The 18,775-nt window shown below is 49.4% G+C and carries 18 protein-coding genes; all 18 read left to right on the top strand.

Translation table 11 applies throughout. The features are described 5' to 3' along the window. The first annotated feature begins 22 nt into the window (after positions 1-22). Positions 23-2,077: an ATP-dependent zinc metalloprotease FtsH gene (ftsH, locus tag AC0MA3_RS24610; RefSeq protein ID WP_379163969.1), complete on the top strand. Its 2,055-nt coding sequence runs from the start codon at positions 23-25 to the stop codon at positions 2,075-2,077. A 273-nt stretch (positions 2,078-2,350) separates the two neighbouring features. Next, the gene (nadA, locus tag AC0MA3_RS24605) at positions 2,351-3,289 is read left to right on the top strand and encodes a quinolinate synthase NadA (protein WP_379163966.1); all 939 of its coding nucleotides are present in this window, start codon (positions 2,351-2,353) and stop codon (positions 3,287-3,289) included. Positions 3,290-3,328: 39 nt separating this feature from the next. Further along, positions 3,329-4,945: an L-aspartate oxidase gene (nadB, locus tag AC0MA3_RS24600; RefSeq protein ID WP_474658139.1), complete on the top strand. Its 1,617-nt coding sequence runs from the start codon at positions 3,329-3,331 to the stop codon at positions 4,943-4,945. Continuing rightward, positions 4,935-5,810: a carboxylating nicotinate-nucleotide diphosphorylase gene (nadC, locus tag AC0MA3_RS24595; protein WP_379164087.1), complete on the top strand. Its 876-nt coding sequence runs from the start codon at positions 4,935-4,937 to the stop codon at positions 5,808-5,810. The genes nadB and nadC overlap by 11 nt, the downstream gene beginning before the upstream one ends. Continuing rightward, positions 5,807-6,574, top strand: a complete 768-nt coding sequence (locus AC0MA3_RS24590) for a type III pantothenate kinase (protein WP_379163960.1) — start codon at positions 5,807-5,809, stop codon at positions 6,572-6,574. Before nadC ends, AC0MA3_RS24590 begins: the two co-directional genes overlap by 4 nt. A 47-nt stretch (positions 6,575-6,621) precedes the next feature. Next, positions 6,622-7,506, top strand: coding sequence for an Hsp33 family molecular chaperone HslO (gene hslO, locus AC0MA3_RS24585; RefSeq protein ID WP_474658138.1), 885 nt, complete (start codon positions 6,622-6,624; stop codon positions 7,504-7,506). A 9-nt stretch (positions 7,507-7,515) separates the two neighbouring features. Beyond that, the gene (locus tag AC0MA3_RS24580) at positions 7,516-8,460 is read left to right on the top strand and encodes a peptidylprolyl isomerase (RefSeq protein ID WP_379163954.1); all 945 of its coding nucleotides are present in this window, start codon (positions 7,516-7,518) and stop codon (positions 8,458-8,460) included. Between the two features lie 217 nt (positions 8,461-8,677). After that, a complete protein-coding gene (gene cysK, locus AC0MA3_RS24575; RefSeq protein WP_379163952.1) occupies positions 8,678-9,616 on the top strand; it encodes a cysteine synthase A in 939 nt (312 codons plus the stop codon). Between the two features lie 361 nt (positions 9,617-9,977). Next, entirely contained in the window at positions 9,978-11,606 is a 1,629-nt protein-coding gene (locus tag AC0MA3_RS24570; protein ID WP_474658137.1) for an anthranilate synthase component I family protein, read from the top strand. Next, positions 11,603-12,184 (top strand): aminodeoxychorismate/anthranilate synthase component II, encoded by a 582-nt coding sequence (gene pabA / locus AC0MA3_RS24565; protein ID WP_379163946.1) that lies wholly within the window; start codon positions 11,603-11,605, stop codon positions 12,182-12,184. Before AC0MA3_RS24570 ends, pabA begins: the two co-directional genes overlap by 4 nt. Continuing rightward, positions 12,181-13,062 carry an aminotransferase class IV gene (locus AC0MA3_RS24560; RefSeq protein ID WP_474658136.1) on the top strand — a complete coding sequence of 294 codons (882 nt, stop codon included), beginning with the start codon at positions 12,181-12,183 and terminating at the stop codon, positions 13,060-13,062. Before pabA ends, AC0MA3_RS24560 begins: the two co-directional genes overlap by 4 nt. Then, entirely contained in the window at positions 13,059-13,916 is an 858-nt protein-coding gene (gene folP, locus AC0MA3_RS24555; RefSeq protein ID WP_474658135.1) for a dihydropteroate synthase, read from the top strand. Before AC0MA3_RS24560 ends, folP begins: the two co-directional genes overlap by 4 nt. A 56-nt stretch (positions 13,917-13,972) precedes the next feature. Continuing rightward, positions 13,973-14,335, top strand: coding sequence for a dihydroneopterin aldolase (gene folB / locus AC0MA3_RS24550; protein WP_379163938.1), 363 nt, complete (start codon positions 13,973-13,975; stop codon positions 14,333-14,335). Between the two features lie 10 nt (positions 14,336-14,345). Then, positions 14,346-14,897, top strand: coding sequence for a 2-amino-4-hydroxy-6-hydroxymethyldihydropteridine diphosphokinase (gene folK, locus AC0MA3_RS24545; protein ID WP_474658134.1), 552 nt, complete (start codon positions 14,346-14,348; stop codon positions 14,895-14,897). Beyond that, entirely contained in the window at positions 14,864-15,058 is a 195-nt protein-coding gene (locus AC0MA3_RS24540) for a helix-turn-helix domain-containing protein (RefSeq protein ID WP_379164085.1), read from the top strand. Before folK ends, AC0MA3_RS24540 begins: the two co-directional genes overlap by 34 nt. Before the next feature lie 49 nt (positions 15,059-15,107). After that, complete coding sequence (gene dusB, locus AC0MA3_RS24535) at positions 15,108-16,124, top strand: tRNA dihydrouridine synthase DusB (protein ID WP_474658133.1); 1,017 nt, start codon at positions 15,108-15,110, stop codon at positions 16,122-16,124. 255 nt (positions 16,125-16,379) lie between these two features. Next, positions 16,380-16,859, top strand: a complete 480-nt coding sequence (gene greA, locus AC0MA3_RS24530) for a transcription elongation factor GreA (RefSeq protein ID WP_074086951.1) — start codon at positions 16,380-16,382, stop codon at positions 16,857-16,859. 209 nt (positions 16,860-17,068) lie between these two features. Continuing rightward, the gene (gene lysS / locus AC0MA3_RS24525) at positions 17,069-18,589 is read left to right on the top strand and encodes a lysine--tRNA ligase (protein WP_474658132.1); all 1,521 of its coding nucleotides are present in this window, start codon (positions 17,069-17,071) and stop codon (positions 18,587-18,589) included. Positions 18,590-18,775: the final 186 nt, after the last annotated feature.

Genomic DNA, 18,775 nt, shown 5'->3' with positions numbered 1-18,775 from the left:
GCGTTGTGAGAGGAGGTAGGGGATGAATCGGTTCATCCGGAATTCTGGTTTTTATTTGATTTTATTTTTAGTCGTGGTGGGCATTGTCCAGTTTGTAAGCAATGGAAATGAATCCGCCGATTTCCCTAGATATGATGAGTTAAGACAGGAGATCAAGAATAACAATGTGAAGAGCATGACGATTCAGTTTGAAGGCAATGCTTTTGCCGTAACCGGCGAATATAAGCAGCAGCCTGAAGGTGCTAAGTCGAAGAACTTCTCCACATTTGTTCCTCCTACAGATCAAGCTATCAATGAACTCATAGCTGCCAGTGATGATAATGGCGTAGAGTTAACGCAGAAGAAAATGGAGGGTGACAGCATTTGGCTGACGTTCCTTTCTTCCATTATTCCGCTGGTTATCATGTTCATCCTGTTCTTCTTCCTGTTCAATCAGGCACAGGGTGGCGGCGGCAAGGTAATGAATTTCGGTAAGAGCAAGGCCCGCTTGTATAATGAAGAGAAGAAGAAAGTTAGTTTCGAGGATGTTGCAGGGGCCGATGAAGAGAAGCAGGAGCTTGTCGAAGTCGTGGAATTCCTGAAAGATCCGCGTAAATTTGCTGCAGTAGGTGCCCGCATTCCTAAGGGTGTACTTCTCGTAGGTCCTCCAGGTACAGGTAAAACCCTGTTGGCCCGTGCGGTAGCCGGGGAAGCCGGGGTTCCTTTCTTCAGTATCTCTGGTTCTGACTTCGTCGAAATGTTCGTCGGTGTCGGTGCATCCCGTGTGCGTGATTTGTTTGAGAATGCGAAGAAAAATGCACCTTGTATCATCTTTATCGATGAAATTGATGCGGTTGGACGTCAGCGTGGCGCAGGACTTGGCGGCGGACATGATGAACGTGAACAAACCCTCAACCAATTGCTCGTAGAAATGGACGGTTTTGGCGGCAATGAAGGAATTATTATCGTGGCGGCTACCAACCGTGCAGATATCCTTGACCCCGCGCTGCTTCGTCCGGGACGGTTTGACCGTCAGATTACAGTAGATCGTCCGGATGTGAAAGGACGCGAAGCTGTACTCAAGGTTCATTCCCGTAATAAGCCATTGACGAAGGATGTTAGACTTGACGTTATCGCTAAGCGTACTACAGGTTTCACTGGGGCTGATTTGGAGAACCTGCTAAATGAGGCAGCCCTCCTGGCCGCACGCCGTAACCGTAAGGATATTTCTATGAATGAAGTAGATGAAGCGATTGACCGGGTAATCGTAGGTACCGAGAAACGCAGCCGTGTCATTAGCGATCGTGAGAAGCGTATTGTAGCTTACCACGAAGCAGGTCATACAATTGTCGGTTATTTCCTGGAACATGCAGATATGGTTCACAAGGTTACGATCATCCCGCGCGGCCGTGCAGGAGGTTACGTAATTATGCTTCCAAAAGAAGACCGGATGCTTGTCACTAAGCAGGAATTGCTTGATAAGGTAACCGGACTCCTTGGCGGACGTGTTGCTGAAGAGTTATTCATCGGCGAGATTGGTACTGGCGCGTACAGTGACTTCCAGCAGGCTACACGAATTGTTCGCAGCATGATTATGGAATACGGTATGAGTGATAAGCTGGGACCTATGCAGTTCGGTACATCTCAGGGCCAGGTATTCCTGGGCCGTGACATCGGGCATGAGCAGAATTACAGTGACTCCATTGCATACGAAATCGATCAGGAAATGCAGAACTTTATCCGCAGCAGTTATGAACGCTGCAAAGAGCTGCTGACCAAATATTCCAAAGAGATGCACCTGATTGCCAACACACTTCTCGAAAAAGAAACGCTGGAGCTGGATCAGATCAAAGAATTGATCGAGCAAGGTTATCTGACAGAAGACGGCAAACCGGTAGAAACTGCTGGCGTTACTCACGAAGAAGGCGAGCCTGTCATTGATTCGATCGGTGATGTGCGTGTCCGCATTCAAGGTAAAGCTGATGATACATCCACTACCATCGGGGACTTGTCCAAGGATATTCCGAACAACCCGGATACTCAGAGTGGAAACGGCTCGAATGATGGCAATAAAGACGGCGGCGGAAGTCTCGTCTAGATTGTACCCTGACTGAATGTCTGTAAAATGATCCGGAGAACCCTAGGGTACTCCGGATTTTTTGGTCTTCCCAGTAGCTTGGAGGGCCTGTTTTGCCAGCCGGGTTACATTGACAGTGGGTGGAACGTTGTGTACATTAGTGATTAAATATTAAATAATATATGGTTAAGCACCTGCAGGGCTGAATGGCTGCTGCGACCCCGCTTACTGTGGGGGAATTGGATAAGTATGTGACGGCTGAAAGCCGTGAAGACATAAGGGGGAGAACAGACCGTGGAAGCTCTGGCGCTTGAGCGCAAGCAGGAACAGAACCGTGAACTTCGTGTGCGCCTTGAACAGCTTAAGAAAGAACGGAACGCAATTATTTTGGCTCATTATTATCAGCGTGATGAAATTCAGGAAGTTGCAGATTTTCGGGGAGACTCTTTTTTACTTGCTCAAAAGGCAGCAGAAACTGATGCCGATGTGATCGTATTCTGTGGTGTCCACTTCATGGGAGAGAGTGCCAAAATTCTGGCACCGAATAAAACGGTCCTTATTCCCGATGAACGCGCCGGCTGTCCGATGGCCGACATGGTGAATGTGGATGGCTTGCGTAAGCTGAAGGCTCAGCACCCGAATGCCAAAGTCGTTACCTACATCAATTCTTCGGCGGAAATCAAGGCGGAAACGGACATTTGCTGTACATCTGCTAATGCGGTGAAGGTCATTGAATCGCTGGATGCCGAAGAAATTATCTGGGTACCTGACAAGAATCTGGGTCAATATGTTCAGGATCAGACCGGCAAGAAGCTGATCATCTGGGAGGGCTATTGCAATACCCATGACATGCTTACCGTCAAAGATGTAATAGAAATGAGAGCGAAATACCCGGAAGCTGAATTTGTGGTTCATCCGGAATGCCGTCCCGAGGTAGTGGCCATGGGCGACTATGTCGGCAGCACTACATCCATTATTGATTATTGCAAGAAATCCGAACGTAAGCAGTTTATTGTCGGAACAGAGGATGGCACCGGCTATCAGCTTCGCAAAGACAGTCCGGATAAAGAGTTTCATTTTGCCACCAAGTTCTTGGTTTGCCCGAATATGAAAGTCAATAATCTCAAAAAACTGGTCAAATGCCTGGAGACGATGAAGCCGCAGATTTATGTACCGCCTGTTGTCGCCGACAAAGCCAGAACCTCCTTAGAGCGCATGCTACAAGTCCGGTAGCATGCGCTACTCTTTCGTTGAAACAGGTGAAACGTGGTCATGATTCCACAATATTTGGTTGATTTCAATCTTAGCGAGCTTCCAACAGTCCAGACGGATTGTATCGTTATCGGTTCGGGCATCGCCGGCTTGTTCACAGCAATCAAAGCAAGTGAAGACCGGAAAGTGATTCTTATAACCAAAAAGACACTGATGGAGAGCAATACCCGGTATGCTCAGGGCGGTATAGCTGCTGTGTTTGCCGAAGATGATTCTCCAGTATATCATCGCCAGGATACACTGATGGCGGGAGCGGGACTTAACTCTTCCACTGCTGTTGATGTGCTTGTAAATGAAGGGCCTGAAGGGGTACGTGAGTTAATCCGTTTAGGTACCCTTTTTGATAAAGAGAACGGCGTGATTGCCCTCACCCAGGAAGGGGCCCATAGCCACCGGCGCATCTTGCATGCCAATGGGGATGCTACCGGATATGAAATTGTACGCGCTTTGTCAGAACAGATAACGGAGCATGAAAACATCGAGGTATGGGATGATCATTTTGTGATCGATCTTATCACTAACGAAGGAGAATGTGTAGGTGCCCTGGTCCAGCGCCCTGGTGGCGGACGCTTGTTTCTACAAGCGGATGCGACCGTACTGTGCTCCGGGGGAGCCGGACAATTGTATCGTTATACCACTAACCCTGAGGTGGCAACTGGAGATGGTGTGGCGATAGCGTACCGGGCCGGAGCGCATATTCGCGACATGGAGTTTATTCAGTTCCATCCCACAGCACTCAGCTATCCGGGGGCACCGCGTTTTCTGATCTCCGAGGCGGTCCGCGGTGAAGGAGCGGTGTTGCGTAATATCAATGGTGAACGTTTCATGGAGCGCTATCATGAACTGCTGGAGCTGGCGCCCCGGGATATCGTCGCCCGTGCCATCATCAGTGAGATGGAGCTGACCAAATCCACCTTTGTGTACCTGGATATAACCCACGAATCGGCAGAGATGGTCAGACACCGTTTTCCTACTATTTATGGAACCTGTATGAGCTATGGGCTGGATATTACAAGTGATTGGATTCCAGTGGCTCCGGCAGCGCATTATATGATGGGGGGCATTAAGACCAATCTCAATGGTGAGAGCAATATCTCACGGTTGTTTGCCTGTGGGGAGGTATCCTCTACCGGAGTGCAGGGAGCCAATCGTCTGGCCAGTAATTCACTGTCCGAGGCTGTCGTCTTCGGACGGAGAATTGTTGAACGTATCCGTCAGCTGCCGCCGCTTAACCGCAATGTTATAACAGCAGGATGCGATGAAGGAAGAGTGGAGTCCCCAACCCAGGCTATTGTAGAGCGCCGTCTGAAGGTACAGAAGGTTATGGTGCGATATGCAGGTCTGCGGCGGAACGAAGAGATGCTGCTTAAAGGATTAGATGAATTGAAGCGTCAACTGCCTATTTTCCATTCGGCTTTGACCAAACGCGAAGAATACGAGTTCGCGAATATGCTGACCTGTAGCCTGCTGATTACTGAAGCAGCTTTAGCACGTCATGAGAGCAGAGGGGCCCATTACCGTGAGGATTATCCGCAGCGTGATGATGCCCACTGGCAGAAGCATCTGCTTCAGATTCGTGAACTGGGAATAGTGGAGGAATTAAGTGATGATGTTTAATGGCTACAATGAAGAACTGTTGCAAATAATCAAGGGCTGGCTGCATGAGGATGTCGGCTCCGGCGATATCACAACCCGCACAACGATTCCCATGGGACATGAATCTAAGGGGATTATCCACGCCAAAGAAGATGGTATTATCTGCGGTGTTCCTGTGGCGGAGCTGGTATTTGAGGTGGTAGACCCTTCCCTTGTGTTCACTGCCCTGGTACAAGAAGGTCAGGCTATAACCAAAGGGACAGTGATCGCTGAGGTGGAAGGCAGTACGCATTCGATTCTCACCGGAGAGCGTTTGGCACTTAATTTAATGCAGCGTTTATCGGGTGTGGCTTCCCGTACCCACTCTTTTGTGCAGAAGCTTGAGGGATTGCCTTCCCGGCTGGTGGATACACGCAAAACAACTCCTGGGCACCGGATGCTGGAGAAATATGCTGTTCGTATTGGGGGTGGCGCCAATCACCGGTTCGGCCTCTACGATGCCGTAATGATTAAGGATAACCACATCAAAGGAGCCGGGGGTATTCGTCAGGCTATCGGACGGGCACGGGCCAATATTCCACACACGATGACCATTGAAGTGGAGACGGAAAGCCTGGAGCAGGTAGAAGAAGCGATCGCGGCAGGGGCTGATATCATTATGCTGGATAATATGTCCCCTGAATTGATGACTGAAGCGGTAAGAAGGATTAAGACCAAGGCGCCGCATGTCAAGACTGAAGCCTCCGGCAACGTGTCCTTAGAGACGGTCCGCCGCATTGCTGAGACCGGGGTGGATGTGATTTCTGTTGGCAGGCTCACCTATTCCTTCTCCAGTCTGGATATCAGTCTGGATTTGAATGCGAAGAAGGAGGAGCTCTTCTCATGATGCTTGCTGTAGATATCGGTAATACGAACATTGTTCTTGGGGTATACCGGGGTCGTGAACTGCTCCATCATTTCCGACTTAGCACTGCCCGTCAATCGACATCGGACGAATATGGTATTTTGATTCATAATTTGTTCCATATGTCGAATATATCATTCAAAGATGTAGAAGGAGTCATCATTTCCTCGGTTGTTCCGCCACTTGTACAGGTTATTGTGGAGATGTGCGTGAAATATATTGGCAAGGAACCGCTGCTTGTTGGCCCGGGCATTAAGACCGGGCTTAATCTACGATATGAGAATCCGCGCGAAGTTGGCGCTGACCGGATTGTAAATGCGGTTGCTGCCATAGAACAATATAAGTGTCCGCTGGTTGTCGTTGATTTTGGAACAGCGACTACGTTTGATTGCATTGATGCCGGTGCAAACTATCTTGGCGGTGCAATTGTACCTGGGCTGGGTATTTCTACGGAAGCATTATATCAGCGGGCATCCAAGCTGCCACGGATTGAGCTGGAGAAGCCGAAGAAAGTAATTGGACGCAATACCGTACATGCTATGCAGGCAGGGATTATTTTTGGCTATGCAGGTCAGGTTGAAGGTATTGTGAGACGCATTAAGCTGGAGATGAATGCACCGGTGCTGAAAGTAATTGCTACCGGAGGTCTAGCGACACTCATTGCCGGTGAAACGGAATGTATTGATGAAGTTAATCCCATGCTGACGCTGGAAGGCTTGCGTATTATTTACGATCGTAACAAATAAAGATATAGAGCCTTTATGTGGCACAAGACAGGAGGAGTATGCAACCAATGAATGAAAAGAAGGATCGGCTGGTTCGGGGAACGGCGATGAACGGTAAAGTAAGAGCCTTTGCAGTCCGTACCACAGACCTTGTCGACGAGCTTCGGCGCAGACATGATACGTATCCGACAGCAACAGCAGCACTGGGACGCACAGTAACAGCCGCTGCTATGATGGGTGCAATGCTCAAGGGCGAGGAAAAACTGGCAATTATGGTTAAAGGGAACGGACCGCTTGGACAGATTGTAGCAGAATCGAATGCTCTTGGGGAAGTACGTGGTTATGTACAGAATCCTCATTTCCATCTGCCAAGCAACAGTCTCGGCAAACTGGATGTTGCAGGGGCAGTAGGAACGGAAGGGTTCATTGATATCAGTAAGGACCTGGGTATGAAGGAGCCTTACCGGGGGAGTGTTCCTATTGTTTCGGGAGAGCTTGGTGAGGATTTCACCTATTATTTTGCTATATCCGAGCAAACCCCCGCTGCAGTCGGGCTTGGGGTGCTGGTTGAGACGGATAACTCTGTGAAAGTGGCTGGTGGATTTATTATACAGCTCCTGCCGGGTCTCAGCGATGAGGAGATAACAGAGATTGAGCAGGCTGTAGGTTCGATGCCTTCAGTTACCGCTGTCCTGGAGCAGGGACTCGAGCCGGAAGAGATGCTTCGAGGGCTGCTATCTGATGTGATTATCATGGATGAACTCGATATTCATTTTGTCTGCCAATGCTCCCGTGAGCGTGTAGAACAAACATTGGTCAGTCTAGGCCAGCACGAGCTGGAACGGTTAATCGAAGAAGATGATCAAGCGGAAGTGGTATGCCATTATTGTAACGAGGCCTATGTATTTAATAAGGATGAACTGCAGGTTATCCTGGATCAAGCGAAATCGTAGGGCTATGGGATGATGACAAGACAAGAGCGCGTGCTGCGCAATGCCGTTATTCTTCTGGCGATCGCAACATTAATGCTCGGAGGTTTATTGTTCTGGAGTCTGCGGGCTATGGCTATACTCAAAGGAGAAGCCGCAGAAGGAGAGCCCTCGGACATTGCAAGAGCGGGAGATCAGCCGGTTACGGACCAGCAATGGATAGATGAGCTCAAAAAAAAATATGGAGATGAAGTTCTCCTTGGATTGCTAAATCACATTGTAGTCAACAAAGAGGCAAAGGCATTGAAGCTTACCATCACTGATAATGAGATCGAGAAGGAGCTTCAGCGCAGTATGGCTGGTTATAGCTCCGAACAACAATATTATGAACAGATGGAATCAGAGCTGGGGCTCTCTCGTGAAGAAGTACGGGAAGAGGCAGCTTACCGCCTTACTCTCCAAGCGGTGGCAACAGCTGGGATTACCATCACCGAGAGCGAAATCGATGATTATTTAGCGCAAAATGCCGAGCGGTTCACCCCCAAGAAGGAAATGAAGCTCTCCATGATAAAAGTATCGACTTACCAAGAGGCAGAGAAAGTAATGGATCGTCTGGAGCAGGGAGAGGATTTTGCCGAGCTGGCCAGGGAACTGTCCATCGATGAGGAAAGCCGTCTCCATGGAGGAAGTATTGGTATGGTTGAGGAGGATGACCCTTTCTGGCCGGAGGATCTCTTGAAAACGGCTGCGGGTCTGGAGGCAGGTGATATTGCAGGTCCGCTACAGACAGGGGAAACTTATGCGGTAATCCGGCTGGAGCAGGCTATTGTGCCCAGAGAGCAGAATCAAGCCGAAATCAGGCAGCAGGTTCGGGATGAGCTTGCGCTCGAGAAGGCCCCACCACTTCAGAAGGTTGAAAGTGATCTGCGCGCTAAATATGATACAGCGATATATATTGACAACAGCCTGCAAGATTGATAATATGAACTTAAATGTAAAACCTACTGATTTAGTCGGAAATAACAAACGGCGGACTGTCCAATTCCGCTGTCCAGCGCTATAACTTGGCGCTGCGGTGTTGAATATCCTGGTGCAGACCTACCCGTTTTTTCATACACCCGGAAATCTATGCTGAAGACTATGGTCACAAGTTGCGCACCCATTCATTTTATTATTCTCAAGGAGGTCTTTACTCATGGCTAAAGTCGTCAATAGTATAACAGATTTGATCGGAGGCACACCGCTCGTTCGTCTTAACCGGGTGGTTCCCGAAGGTTCTGCCGAAATCTATCTGAAGCTGGAATATCAAAACCCGGGTTCCAGTGTGAAAGACCGTATTGCGATCAGCATCGTTGAAGAAGCTGAGAAGGAAGGCCTTCTGAAGCCAGGCGGCACCATTGTGGAAGCTACCAGCGGTAACACAGGTATTGGCCTGGCACTTGTTGCTGCAGCCAAAGGCTATAAGGCAGTTATTGTTATGCCGGAAACCATGAGCCTTGAACGGCGCAATCTGCTGCGTGCTTACGGTGCAGAGCTCGTGCTTACTCCGGGATCAGAAGGAATGAACGGTGCAGTTAAGAAGGCTGAACAGATCCTTAGCGAGAATCCTGATTATTTCCTGGCTGAGCAATTCAAAAATAAGGCGAATGTGAAAATTCACCGTGAGACTACAGGTCCAGAAATTGTTGAAGCGATCGAGTCCATCGGTGGACCGCTGGATGCTTTCATTGCCGGAGTAGGTACTGGCGGAACTATCACTGGTGCTGGTGAGATTCTGAAGAATAAATATCCTGATGTGAAGATCTATGCTGTAGAACCTGCGGCATCGCCAATTCTGGCCGGCGGCAAACCGGGTCCGCACAAGATCCAAGGGATCGGCGCGAACTTCATTCCCGATATCCTGAATCAGGATGTGTATGATGAGATCATTCATGTTGAGAACGATGAAGCGTTCGAAACCGCACGCCGTGTAGCTAAGGAAGAAGGCGTGTTGTCCGGTATTTCTTCCGGTGCTGCTGTATTCGCTGCTCTCAAAGTGGCCAAAGAGCTGGGAGCCGGCAAAAAGGTTGTTGTAATTATCCCAAGTAACGGCGAACGTTACCTGAGCACTCCACTTTACAATTTCGAAGTGTAATTGTAATTAGTCTATTCCAAGAGCCTTCACATCCGCTGTTATAGGGAGGGTGAAGGCTTATTTTTTGGGAAATCACTCATTCAGGCTTTTCAAAGCGGTCCAAAGTACAGTATACTGACAGGCAATAAACTAAAGGATAAGGGTATAGGTTTACAACGGGATTGCTGCCGGCAAAGTTTGTATGGAGTAAGTTCGAAGAAGGATATGCTACACACAACTAAGCAGATGCTTCCGAAGCAAGGTTTTGTACGAAGTAAGTTCAAGAAGTATATGCTACACACAACTAAGCAGATGCTTCCGAAGTAAAGTTTTGTACGGAGTAAATTCCAAGAAGTATATGCTACACAAAACTTTTAGGGGGATGGCTTTGGAGATCATAACAGCGTGGCAGGACTGGGAGCAATGGGCGCAGGGAGACTGGAGCCTACTCCCCCTTATTATAAAGTCATCACAGGACAAGGGAGGATTGCCTGCCTCCTGGAAGAAGGCCTGGGAGCTGGCCTCCCCGTATTCAGTTGTGCTGGAGAGCGGAAAAGGTGGCCGCTATACGTACCTTGGCCTAAATCCTCCTTCTATATTACAAGGTAAAGACGGTGTAGCCGAAGTCTACGGCTTATCATCAGAGGCTGCAAGTGCAACTATGCCTTTAATATTCCAGTCAGAAGTGCGGGGCCAACCTCTGGAGATGCTGGAGAACTGGATGAGGGAATTCACTTCACCACGGGTACAGTCTTCCCCGTTGCCTCCCTTTACCGGTGGGTGCATTGGTTTCCTCAGCTACGATGTAGTCCGTTCTCTGGAGAAGCTGCCTATCGCGGCTGATGATGATCCGGGGTTTCCCGATTATCTTTTTATGAGGCTGGAGGAGCTGTGGATCTATGATCATCAAGAGGATGCGCTGTATTGCACTGTACATGTTCCAGTTCCTGCAGCAGTGAACCTATCGGATCCAGCTGAACTGCAAGGCCTGTATCAAGATGCTCTCCGGCGAGCAGAGGAGATGCTTGGGCAATGGCGGCTGATCTCAGCTACTCAAGGGATCTCAGATCGCAGTGCTGAAGAAGCTGCCGAGGCTGTTACAATTGAAGCGCATACCGATAACTCCGGGGAGTGGCCAGGTATGACATCTGCCTTCTCACCAGAGCGGTTTCAGCAGGCGGTCCGGGAGGTTCAGGAATACATCCGCCAAGGGGATGTATTCCAGGTGAACCTGTCGCTGCGTCAGGAAGCGCAGCTGAAATCCTCGCCAGAGGATGTGTATGAATGGCTGCGCAAGCTCAATCCGTCCCCGTACATGGGGCTGCTGCGCTCACCCGGCTTCACGCTTGCCAGCGCTTCGCCTGAGCTGCTCGTCAAGCTGCACGGGGACAAGGTCAGCGCACGCCCCATAGCCGGTACCCGGCGCCGGGGCCTCACTCCCGCGGAGGACGCCGCCATGGAGGCGGAGCTGCGCGGGAGCGAGAAGGAGATCGCCGAGCATATTATGCTTGTCGATCTCGAGCGGAGCGACATCGGCCGTGTCGCTGCATATGGAACGGTCAGCGTGCCGGAGCTGCTGACCGTGGAGCGATACTCGCATGTGATGCATCTCGTCTCGCAAGTGGAGGGCACCGTCGCGCCCGGTAAAGGCGCTTACGATGTCATAGCCGCCTTGTTCCCCGGCGGAACGATCACCGGCGCACCCAAGGTACGCACGATGGAGATCATCGAGGAACTGGAACCCGTTCGGCGCGGTCCATATACTGGATCGATGGGCTGGATTGACTATAACGGCAATATGGAATTAAATATTATTATACGAACACTAGCGGTCAAGGACGGAATAGGTTACATCCAGACAGGTGCGGGTATTGTGATCGACTCTGACCCGTACCGGGAATACCGGGAATGCCACAATAAAGCCAAAGCCGTAGTGAAGGCGGTTCTCTGCAGCGAATACCAGCAGGGATCACGGACCACCGGCGGCGCCGAAGGAGGAGCAATATTATGATCTTGGTTATCGATAATTATGATTCCTTTACGTACAACCTGGTGCAATATCTGGGGGAGCTAGGAGAAGAGGTGAAGGTGTCCCGGAATGATGAAATTACCATTCAGGAGATTGAGGCGCTCGCACCGGATCATATTCTGATTTCTCCGGGGCCCTGCACACCGAATGAAGCGGGTATTAGCCTGGAGTTGCTGCAGCATTTCAAAGGAACGATTCCGATCTTTGGTGTCTGCCTGGGCCATCAGGCCATTGGACAGGCTTTTGGTGGTAATGTGATCCGGGCGGAGAGACTGATGCATGGCAAAACCTCGCCGATCCACCACAAAGGGACCTCGGTCTTTGAGGGAATGGAATCTCCATTTACTGCAACGCGTTATCATTCACTGATTGTGGAACGCGACAGTCTGCCTGACTGCTTGGAGATTACAGCGGAAACAGCCGAAGGTGAAATCATGGGCTTGCGCCATAAGGAATACCCGATAGAGGGGGTACAATTCCATCCTGAATCGATTATTACCGATTATGGACACACCATGCTGCGAAATTTCCTGAAACGTAGAGCCGGGGAACCGGCATGAACTATATTGGATTCAACAACAGGGTAGTTGATGCCAAAGATGCCGTGATTTCCGCTCTGGATCACGGCTTTTTGTACGGCATGGGCCTCTTTGAAACTTTTCGTACATACGGGGGTGAACCCTTTTTGCTGCAGCGGCACATCGACAGACTGGCAGAGGGCTGCAGACAGCTCGGAATTCCTTTTGAAGGAGAAGCTGCCCAGCTGCGGGACTGGATTCATTGTGTAATGGGCAAAAATGGATTACAGGATGCCTATATTCGTTATACCGTAACAGCCGGTGAAGACATTCTGGGTTTGCCTGCGGGGGACTATAGTCGACCCAACCATTTGCTATACATCAAAAAGCTGCCGCAGTTCCCTGACACGCTCTACCTCGACGGCAAAGGCCTGCAATTATTAAAGCTGCCGCGTAATACACCGGAGGGCCCGGTACGCTTGAAGTCGTTGCATTATATGAACAATATACTCGCGAAGCGTGAACTGGCAGGGTATGTTTCAGCCGCAACGGGTGCGGAGGGACTCATGCTGACAGCGCAGGGCGAGATTGCTGAGGGCATTGTCAGTAATGTTTTTTTCGTTACTAATAATGTACTCTACACCCCAAGCATTGCGACCGGGATTTTGCCGGGAATTACCCGGGAAATGGTACTGAAGCTGGCGCATGATGCTGGACTGCAAACAGAAGAAGGTCTGTACAGGTGGGAACAGATTGTAGAAGCGGATGAGATTTTTCTAACCAATTCGGTACAAGAGATAGTTCCGGTTACTACGCTGTGGCGTACTAATGAGCAGATGGCGGTAAGTGGCGGACGCTGCGGGAGAATAACAGCCTTATTGCTGGAATTATACAGGGAAAGGACGGGATTGCGGAAATGAGACCCGTAATATATAAACGGAACTACCGTATAGGTCCAGCGGAACTGATACTGGGTGAACGAACGTTGATTATGGGCATTCTGAACGTCACTCCGGATTCTTTTTCCGATGGCGGGTTGTGGAATGAGCCGGATCGGGCGGTAGAGCACGCGCTGCAAATGGCGGCGGAGGGTGCTGATATTATTGATATTGGCGGTGAATCGACACGGCCAGGCCATCAGCCGGTAAGTCTGGAAGAAGAACTGGCCCGCGTACTGCCTGTCATTGAGAGCATTCACCGGGCGGCCCCCCATCTGCCTTTGTCCATTGATACCTACAAGGCAGAGGTAGCCCGCCGGGCCATTCAAGCAGGAGCTCATATAATAAATGATGTCTGGGGTGCCAAAGCTGACCCGAATATGGCGGCTGTTGCTGCTGAAAGCGGCTGTCCCATCATTCTGATGCATAACCGAAAGGACCGGAATTATCAGGAACTGGTCAGTGATATGTCTGCCGACCTTATGGAGAGCATAAATCTGGCGTTGTCCGCGGGGGTGAAGCCGGAGAATATTATACTTGATCCCGGGATTGGGTTTGCCAAGGATTATACAGAGAATCTTCAGGCCATGATGAACCTGGACCGTGTAAGCGGGCTTGGATATCCTGTACTGCTGGCCACCTCCCGCAAAAAATTCATCCGGACCGTGCTGGATCTCCCGGCAGATGATGTGGTAGAAGGCACTGCGGCCACCGTAGCATTCGGGATTGCTCAAGGCTGCCAGATCGTGCGGGTGCACGATGTTGCCAGAATTAAGCGTACGGTGCAGATGTGCGATGCTATGCTTTACGCTCCGGGCGCACTGGTACGTGACTAATATACGATCAATTACAGATTATTCAGACTATTTGGATGAGAAAGCAGGTAATCCCTATGGATAAAATGACGCTGCACCGCATGGAATACTATGGCTATCATGGAGTGTTTGAAGAGGAGCGCAAGCTGGGCCAGCGATTTTATATTGATCTGGAGCTGGAGCTTGATCTGCATGACGCTGGTCTTAGTGATGATCTCACGCTGACCGTCAATTATGCCGAAGTGCATTTCCTTGTCAAAAAAATTGTCGAAACAAAGTCATTTAAACTGATTGAAGCTCTGGCTGAACATATTGCATCCTCAGTACTGGACACTTATACTGTTATCAATGCAGTTACGGTGAAGGTGACAAAACCGCATCCGCCGTTCGACATTCACTTTCAGGGAGTGACCGTAGAACTGCATAGGACCAGAAAGTGAGAACTCGGTAATGACTATACATTCTACCTCTGAGGCATCAGAGGCTTATATTGCTTTAGGGGCTAATTTGGGCGACCGTGAGGGAACCCTGAAGGCGGCACTGCAAAGACTGAACCAGCATGATCAGATTGAAGTGGTCCGGTGTTCAAGTGTATACGAGACGGAGCCTGTCGGTTACTTGGACCAACCGCAGTTTCTTAACATGGCTGCGGCTCTTCGTACCACGCTTGCTCCCGGGCTGCTGCTCCAGGCGATGCTTAGAATCGAAAGTCAACTGGGCCGTGTCCGGGATGTTCGCTATGGGCCGAGAACAGTAGACTTGGATTTGTTATGGGTGGAGAATCAGCACCTGGATACACCCGAATTAACACTGCCGCATCCGCGGATGCATGAGCGGGCGTTTGTGCTTATTCCACTGAGTGATGTCGTCCCGAACAATGAAGAGTCTTCCGGACTTCGGCAGTTCATTACAGCAGCGCTACAAGACATAGATAGAAGGGAAGGAATTCGCTTGTGGACAACAAACGTATGGGACGGAGGGTCAGAGCATTCCGAAAGCTGAAGGGTTATACCCAGCAGGAGCTTGCGGACTCTGTCGGAATATCATTGGCTGTACTGGGTGCAGTGGAGCGGGGCAATAGACGTTTGGAAGATCAAATTTTAAATAAAATTGCGGATTTTCTTGGAGTGGCTGTCGATGAATTAGCCAATCCCTCTACCTAAGGGACGTTATTATAGATTCCAACAAATCCAATCAAGGAAGTGAAGAAACATGCTAAAGATTGGCGGCATAGAAATGAAGAACCAGGTCGTACTGGCACCTATGGCAGGTGTGTGTAATCCGGCATTTCGATTGATTGCAAAAGAATTCGGGACCGGCCTCGTCTGTGCCGAAATGGTAAGTGACAAGGCGATTTTGCACGGCAACCGGCGCACCCGGGAGATGCTGTTCGTGGATGAGCGGGAGAAACCGCTGAGTCTGCAAATTGTCGGCGGTGACCGGGAATCTCTGGTGGAAGCGGCGAAGGTCGTTGATAAAGAGACAAATGCCGATATTATCGATATTAATATGGGCTGCCCAGTACCCAAAGTGACCAAGTGTGATGCGGGAGCACGCTGGCTTTTGAATCCTGACAAAATCTACGAAATGGTGTCTGCGGTCGTTGACGCCGTGGATAAGCCTGTGACCGTAAAAATGCGCATTGGCTGGGACAGTGAACATATTTTTGTGGAAGAGAATGCGCGTGCTGTTGAACGTGCCGGAGGTCAGGCGGTAAGTGTTCATGGCCGGACTCGTGAGCAGCATTATACAGGGAATGCCGATTGGAAGTACATCCGTATGGCTAAAGAGGCAGTATCCATTCCAGTGATCGGTAACGGTGATGTGAATACACCTGAGGATGCGCGGGCTATGCTGGATCAGACTGGCTGCGACGGAGTAATGATTGGACGCGGAGCTTTAGGCAATCCGTGGATGCTGTACCGTACCATCCAATACCTGAGCACAGGCGAACTTATACCCGAACCCGGAGCAGAAGAAAAGATTAAGGTGGCTATTCTTCATATGGACCGTCTGATCAGTCTGAAAGGTGAGGCGGTGGCGGTCCGGGAAATGCGCAAGCATCTGGCCTGGTACTTGAAGGGGATGAAGGCGGCAGCCCGTGTAAAGGACGTCATTATGGAAGAAACCAAACGTGATGAAATGGTGCGGATTTTGAATGAATTTGTCATGCAGCTTAAGGATGAAGAGGAGCAGGAAGGCTTGAAGTTCTCACTTTCAGCGGTTTAATTGCATCAGCTCCTGTCTTTTTGGAGGGAATAAGGGTTTTTCAGGACATCAATCCCCCCTATATTTCCCGCCTATTGGTTAACACTCGAACATTATATGGGGCGTCATTGACATTTTGTAGCGGTTCCAATATAATTTCACAGTATAAAATCGCCGTTACAGCAGTGGCATTGCAGAAGGAGGGTTCTGATCCCTCCAGATTCGCATATAGTATGGTGTTTTCAATAAATGTATACGACAGGAGAATCGGTTGAGATGAGCGATAAAGAAGTCATCCTTACACCGGACGGACTTAAGCGTCTGGAAGAAGAATTGGAGACCCTCAAATCCGTAAAACGCCGCGAGGTAGCTGAACGGATAAAAGTAGCGATCGGCTACGGAGATATCAGTGAGAACTCGGAGTATGAGGATGCCAAGAACGAGCAGGCTTTCATTGAAGGACGTATTATTACTTTGGAAAAAATGCTCCGTAATGCGCGCATCATCAACAGCGACGAAATCGTTACCGATGTGGTAAGCATTGGGGTTACTGTTAGCGTTGAGGATTTGGAATATGGCGACGTCATGGAGTATTTGATTGTCGGCACCGCCGAATCTGATCCGCTGAATAATAAGATCTCCAATGAAAGTCCGGTAGGCCGGGCCATTATCGGTAAGAAGATTGGTACTGTTGTAGATGTTAGTGTTCCTGCTGGAGTCATTCAATATAAAATTCTTGATATTAGAATGAAGTAATAGGTACCAATAAGGGAAACGTCAAGAAAGCTTCCTTAGGGAAGCTTTTTTCAAAAGATAAGAATTTATATATGTAATCTTATAAATTTCCCTGATTTTTCTGCAGCGCATACAGCTTCTATTTGTACGGGAACGGACTGTCTCTTGCATAGGGATGGAGCCGTTTCTTCTTGTGTATATGACAGAGTGAGTAAGAGAGGATGAAAGACATGACCGAGGAAATGAATACTGCTGAGAATACGGAAAAAGAACTAAGCGAACTGCTGACGATCCGCCGCGGCAAACTGGACGAGCTTCGTGCACTGGGTATCGATCCGTTTGGCAAAAAGTATGAGCGTACGACAGGTGCCGGAGATATTATGTCCAAGTATGATGGACAAACCAAAGAGGAGCTGGACGAGCTCAACCTGGAAGTCAGTATTGCCGGCCGTATTATGGCCAAGCGTGTAATGGGTAAAGCCAGCTTCGCCCACATCCAGGATCTTAGCGGCAAGATTCAAATCTATGTCCGTCAGGATAGTATTTCTGAAGCACAATATGCGGCTTTTAATGTTCTCGATTTGGGTGACATCATTGGCGTCCGCGGAACTGTATTCAAAACCAGAACCGGAGAAACCTCTATTAAAGTGCATAACCTTGAGGTACTATCCAAATCGCTTCTTCCGCTTCCCGAGAAATATCATGGTCTGAAAGATGTGGAGCTGCGTTACCGCCAGCGTTATGTGGATCTGATTATCAATCCTGAAGTTCAGCAGACATTCATTACCCGTTCACGGATCATCCAGTCGATGCGCCGTTACTTGGATTCGCTTGGTTATCTGGAGGTAGAAACTCCAACGCTGCATGCCATCGCCGGCGGAGCTGCGGCCCGTCCGTTCATCACTCACCACAATACACTCGATATGCAGCTGTATATGCGTATTGCCATTGAACTGCATCTGAAGCGTCTAATCGTAGGCGGTTTGGAAAAAGTATACGAAATCGGCCGCGTGTACCGGAACGAAGGGATTTCAACGCGCCACAACCCGGAATTTACAATGATCGAGCTGTACGAAGCTTATGCGGACTACAAAGACATTATGCACTTAACCGAGAGCATGATCGCTCATATCGCCCAGGAAGTGTTGGGTACCCAAAAGATTAATTATCAAGGCCAGGAAGTAGATCTGACGCCGCAGTGGCGCCGTGTGACCATGGTGGATGCTGTTAAAGAAGTGACAGGTGTCGACTTTGGCGTTCATATGTCGGATGAGGAAGCACAGCGTCTGGCGAAGGAGCACCGTGTGCCAGTTGAAAAGCACATGACTTTTGGCCATATCCTAAATGCCTTCTTTGAGCAATTTGTAGAAGAAACACTGATTCAGCCGACCTTTGTTACAGGCCATCCGGTTGAGATCTCTCCACTCGCCAAAAAGAACGATCAAGACCCGCGCTTTACCGACCGTTTTGAGCTGTTTATCGTGGCCCGGGAGCATGCGAATGCATTCAGCGAGCTGAATGACCCTATCGACCAGCGTCAGCGCTTTGAAGCACAGATTCAGGAAAAAGAAAAAGGTAATGATGAAGCTCATGAAATGGATGATGATTTCATCCGTGCTCTTGAGTACGGCATGCCGCCTACAGGCGGACTTGGAATTGGTGTGGACAGGCTGATTATGTTGCTCACCAATGCTGCATCGATCCGTGATGTGCTGTTGTTCCCGCATATGCGTAACGTACAGAATAACTGATTGAGATAATTAATCCTGATTCCGAAGTGGGATGCGAGTAAGCATTCTGCCTCGGAATCATTTTTTTGAAATAAAGCTTGCAATCAAAACCTGTACATGGTATATTCTCATTCCGGCCAAGAAATAGTAACGCCGAGCTCGAAATGAAGTTGAAAAAAAGAGCTTGCATTCATCGGTCGGACATGA

The organism is Paenibacillus sp. LS-5, from assembly GCF_056121505.1.
The sequence above is the reverse complement of the archived record's forward strand: the minus strand, read 5'-3'. Positions and strand labels throughout refer to the sequence as shown.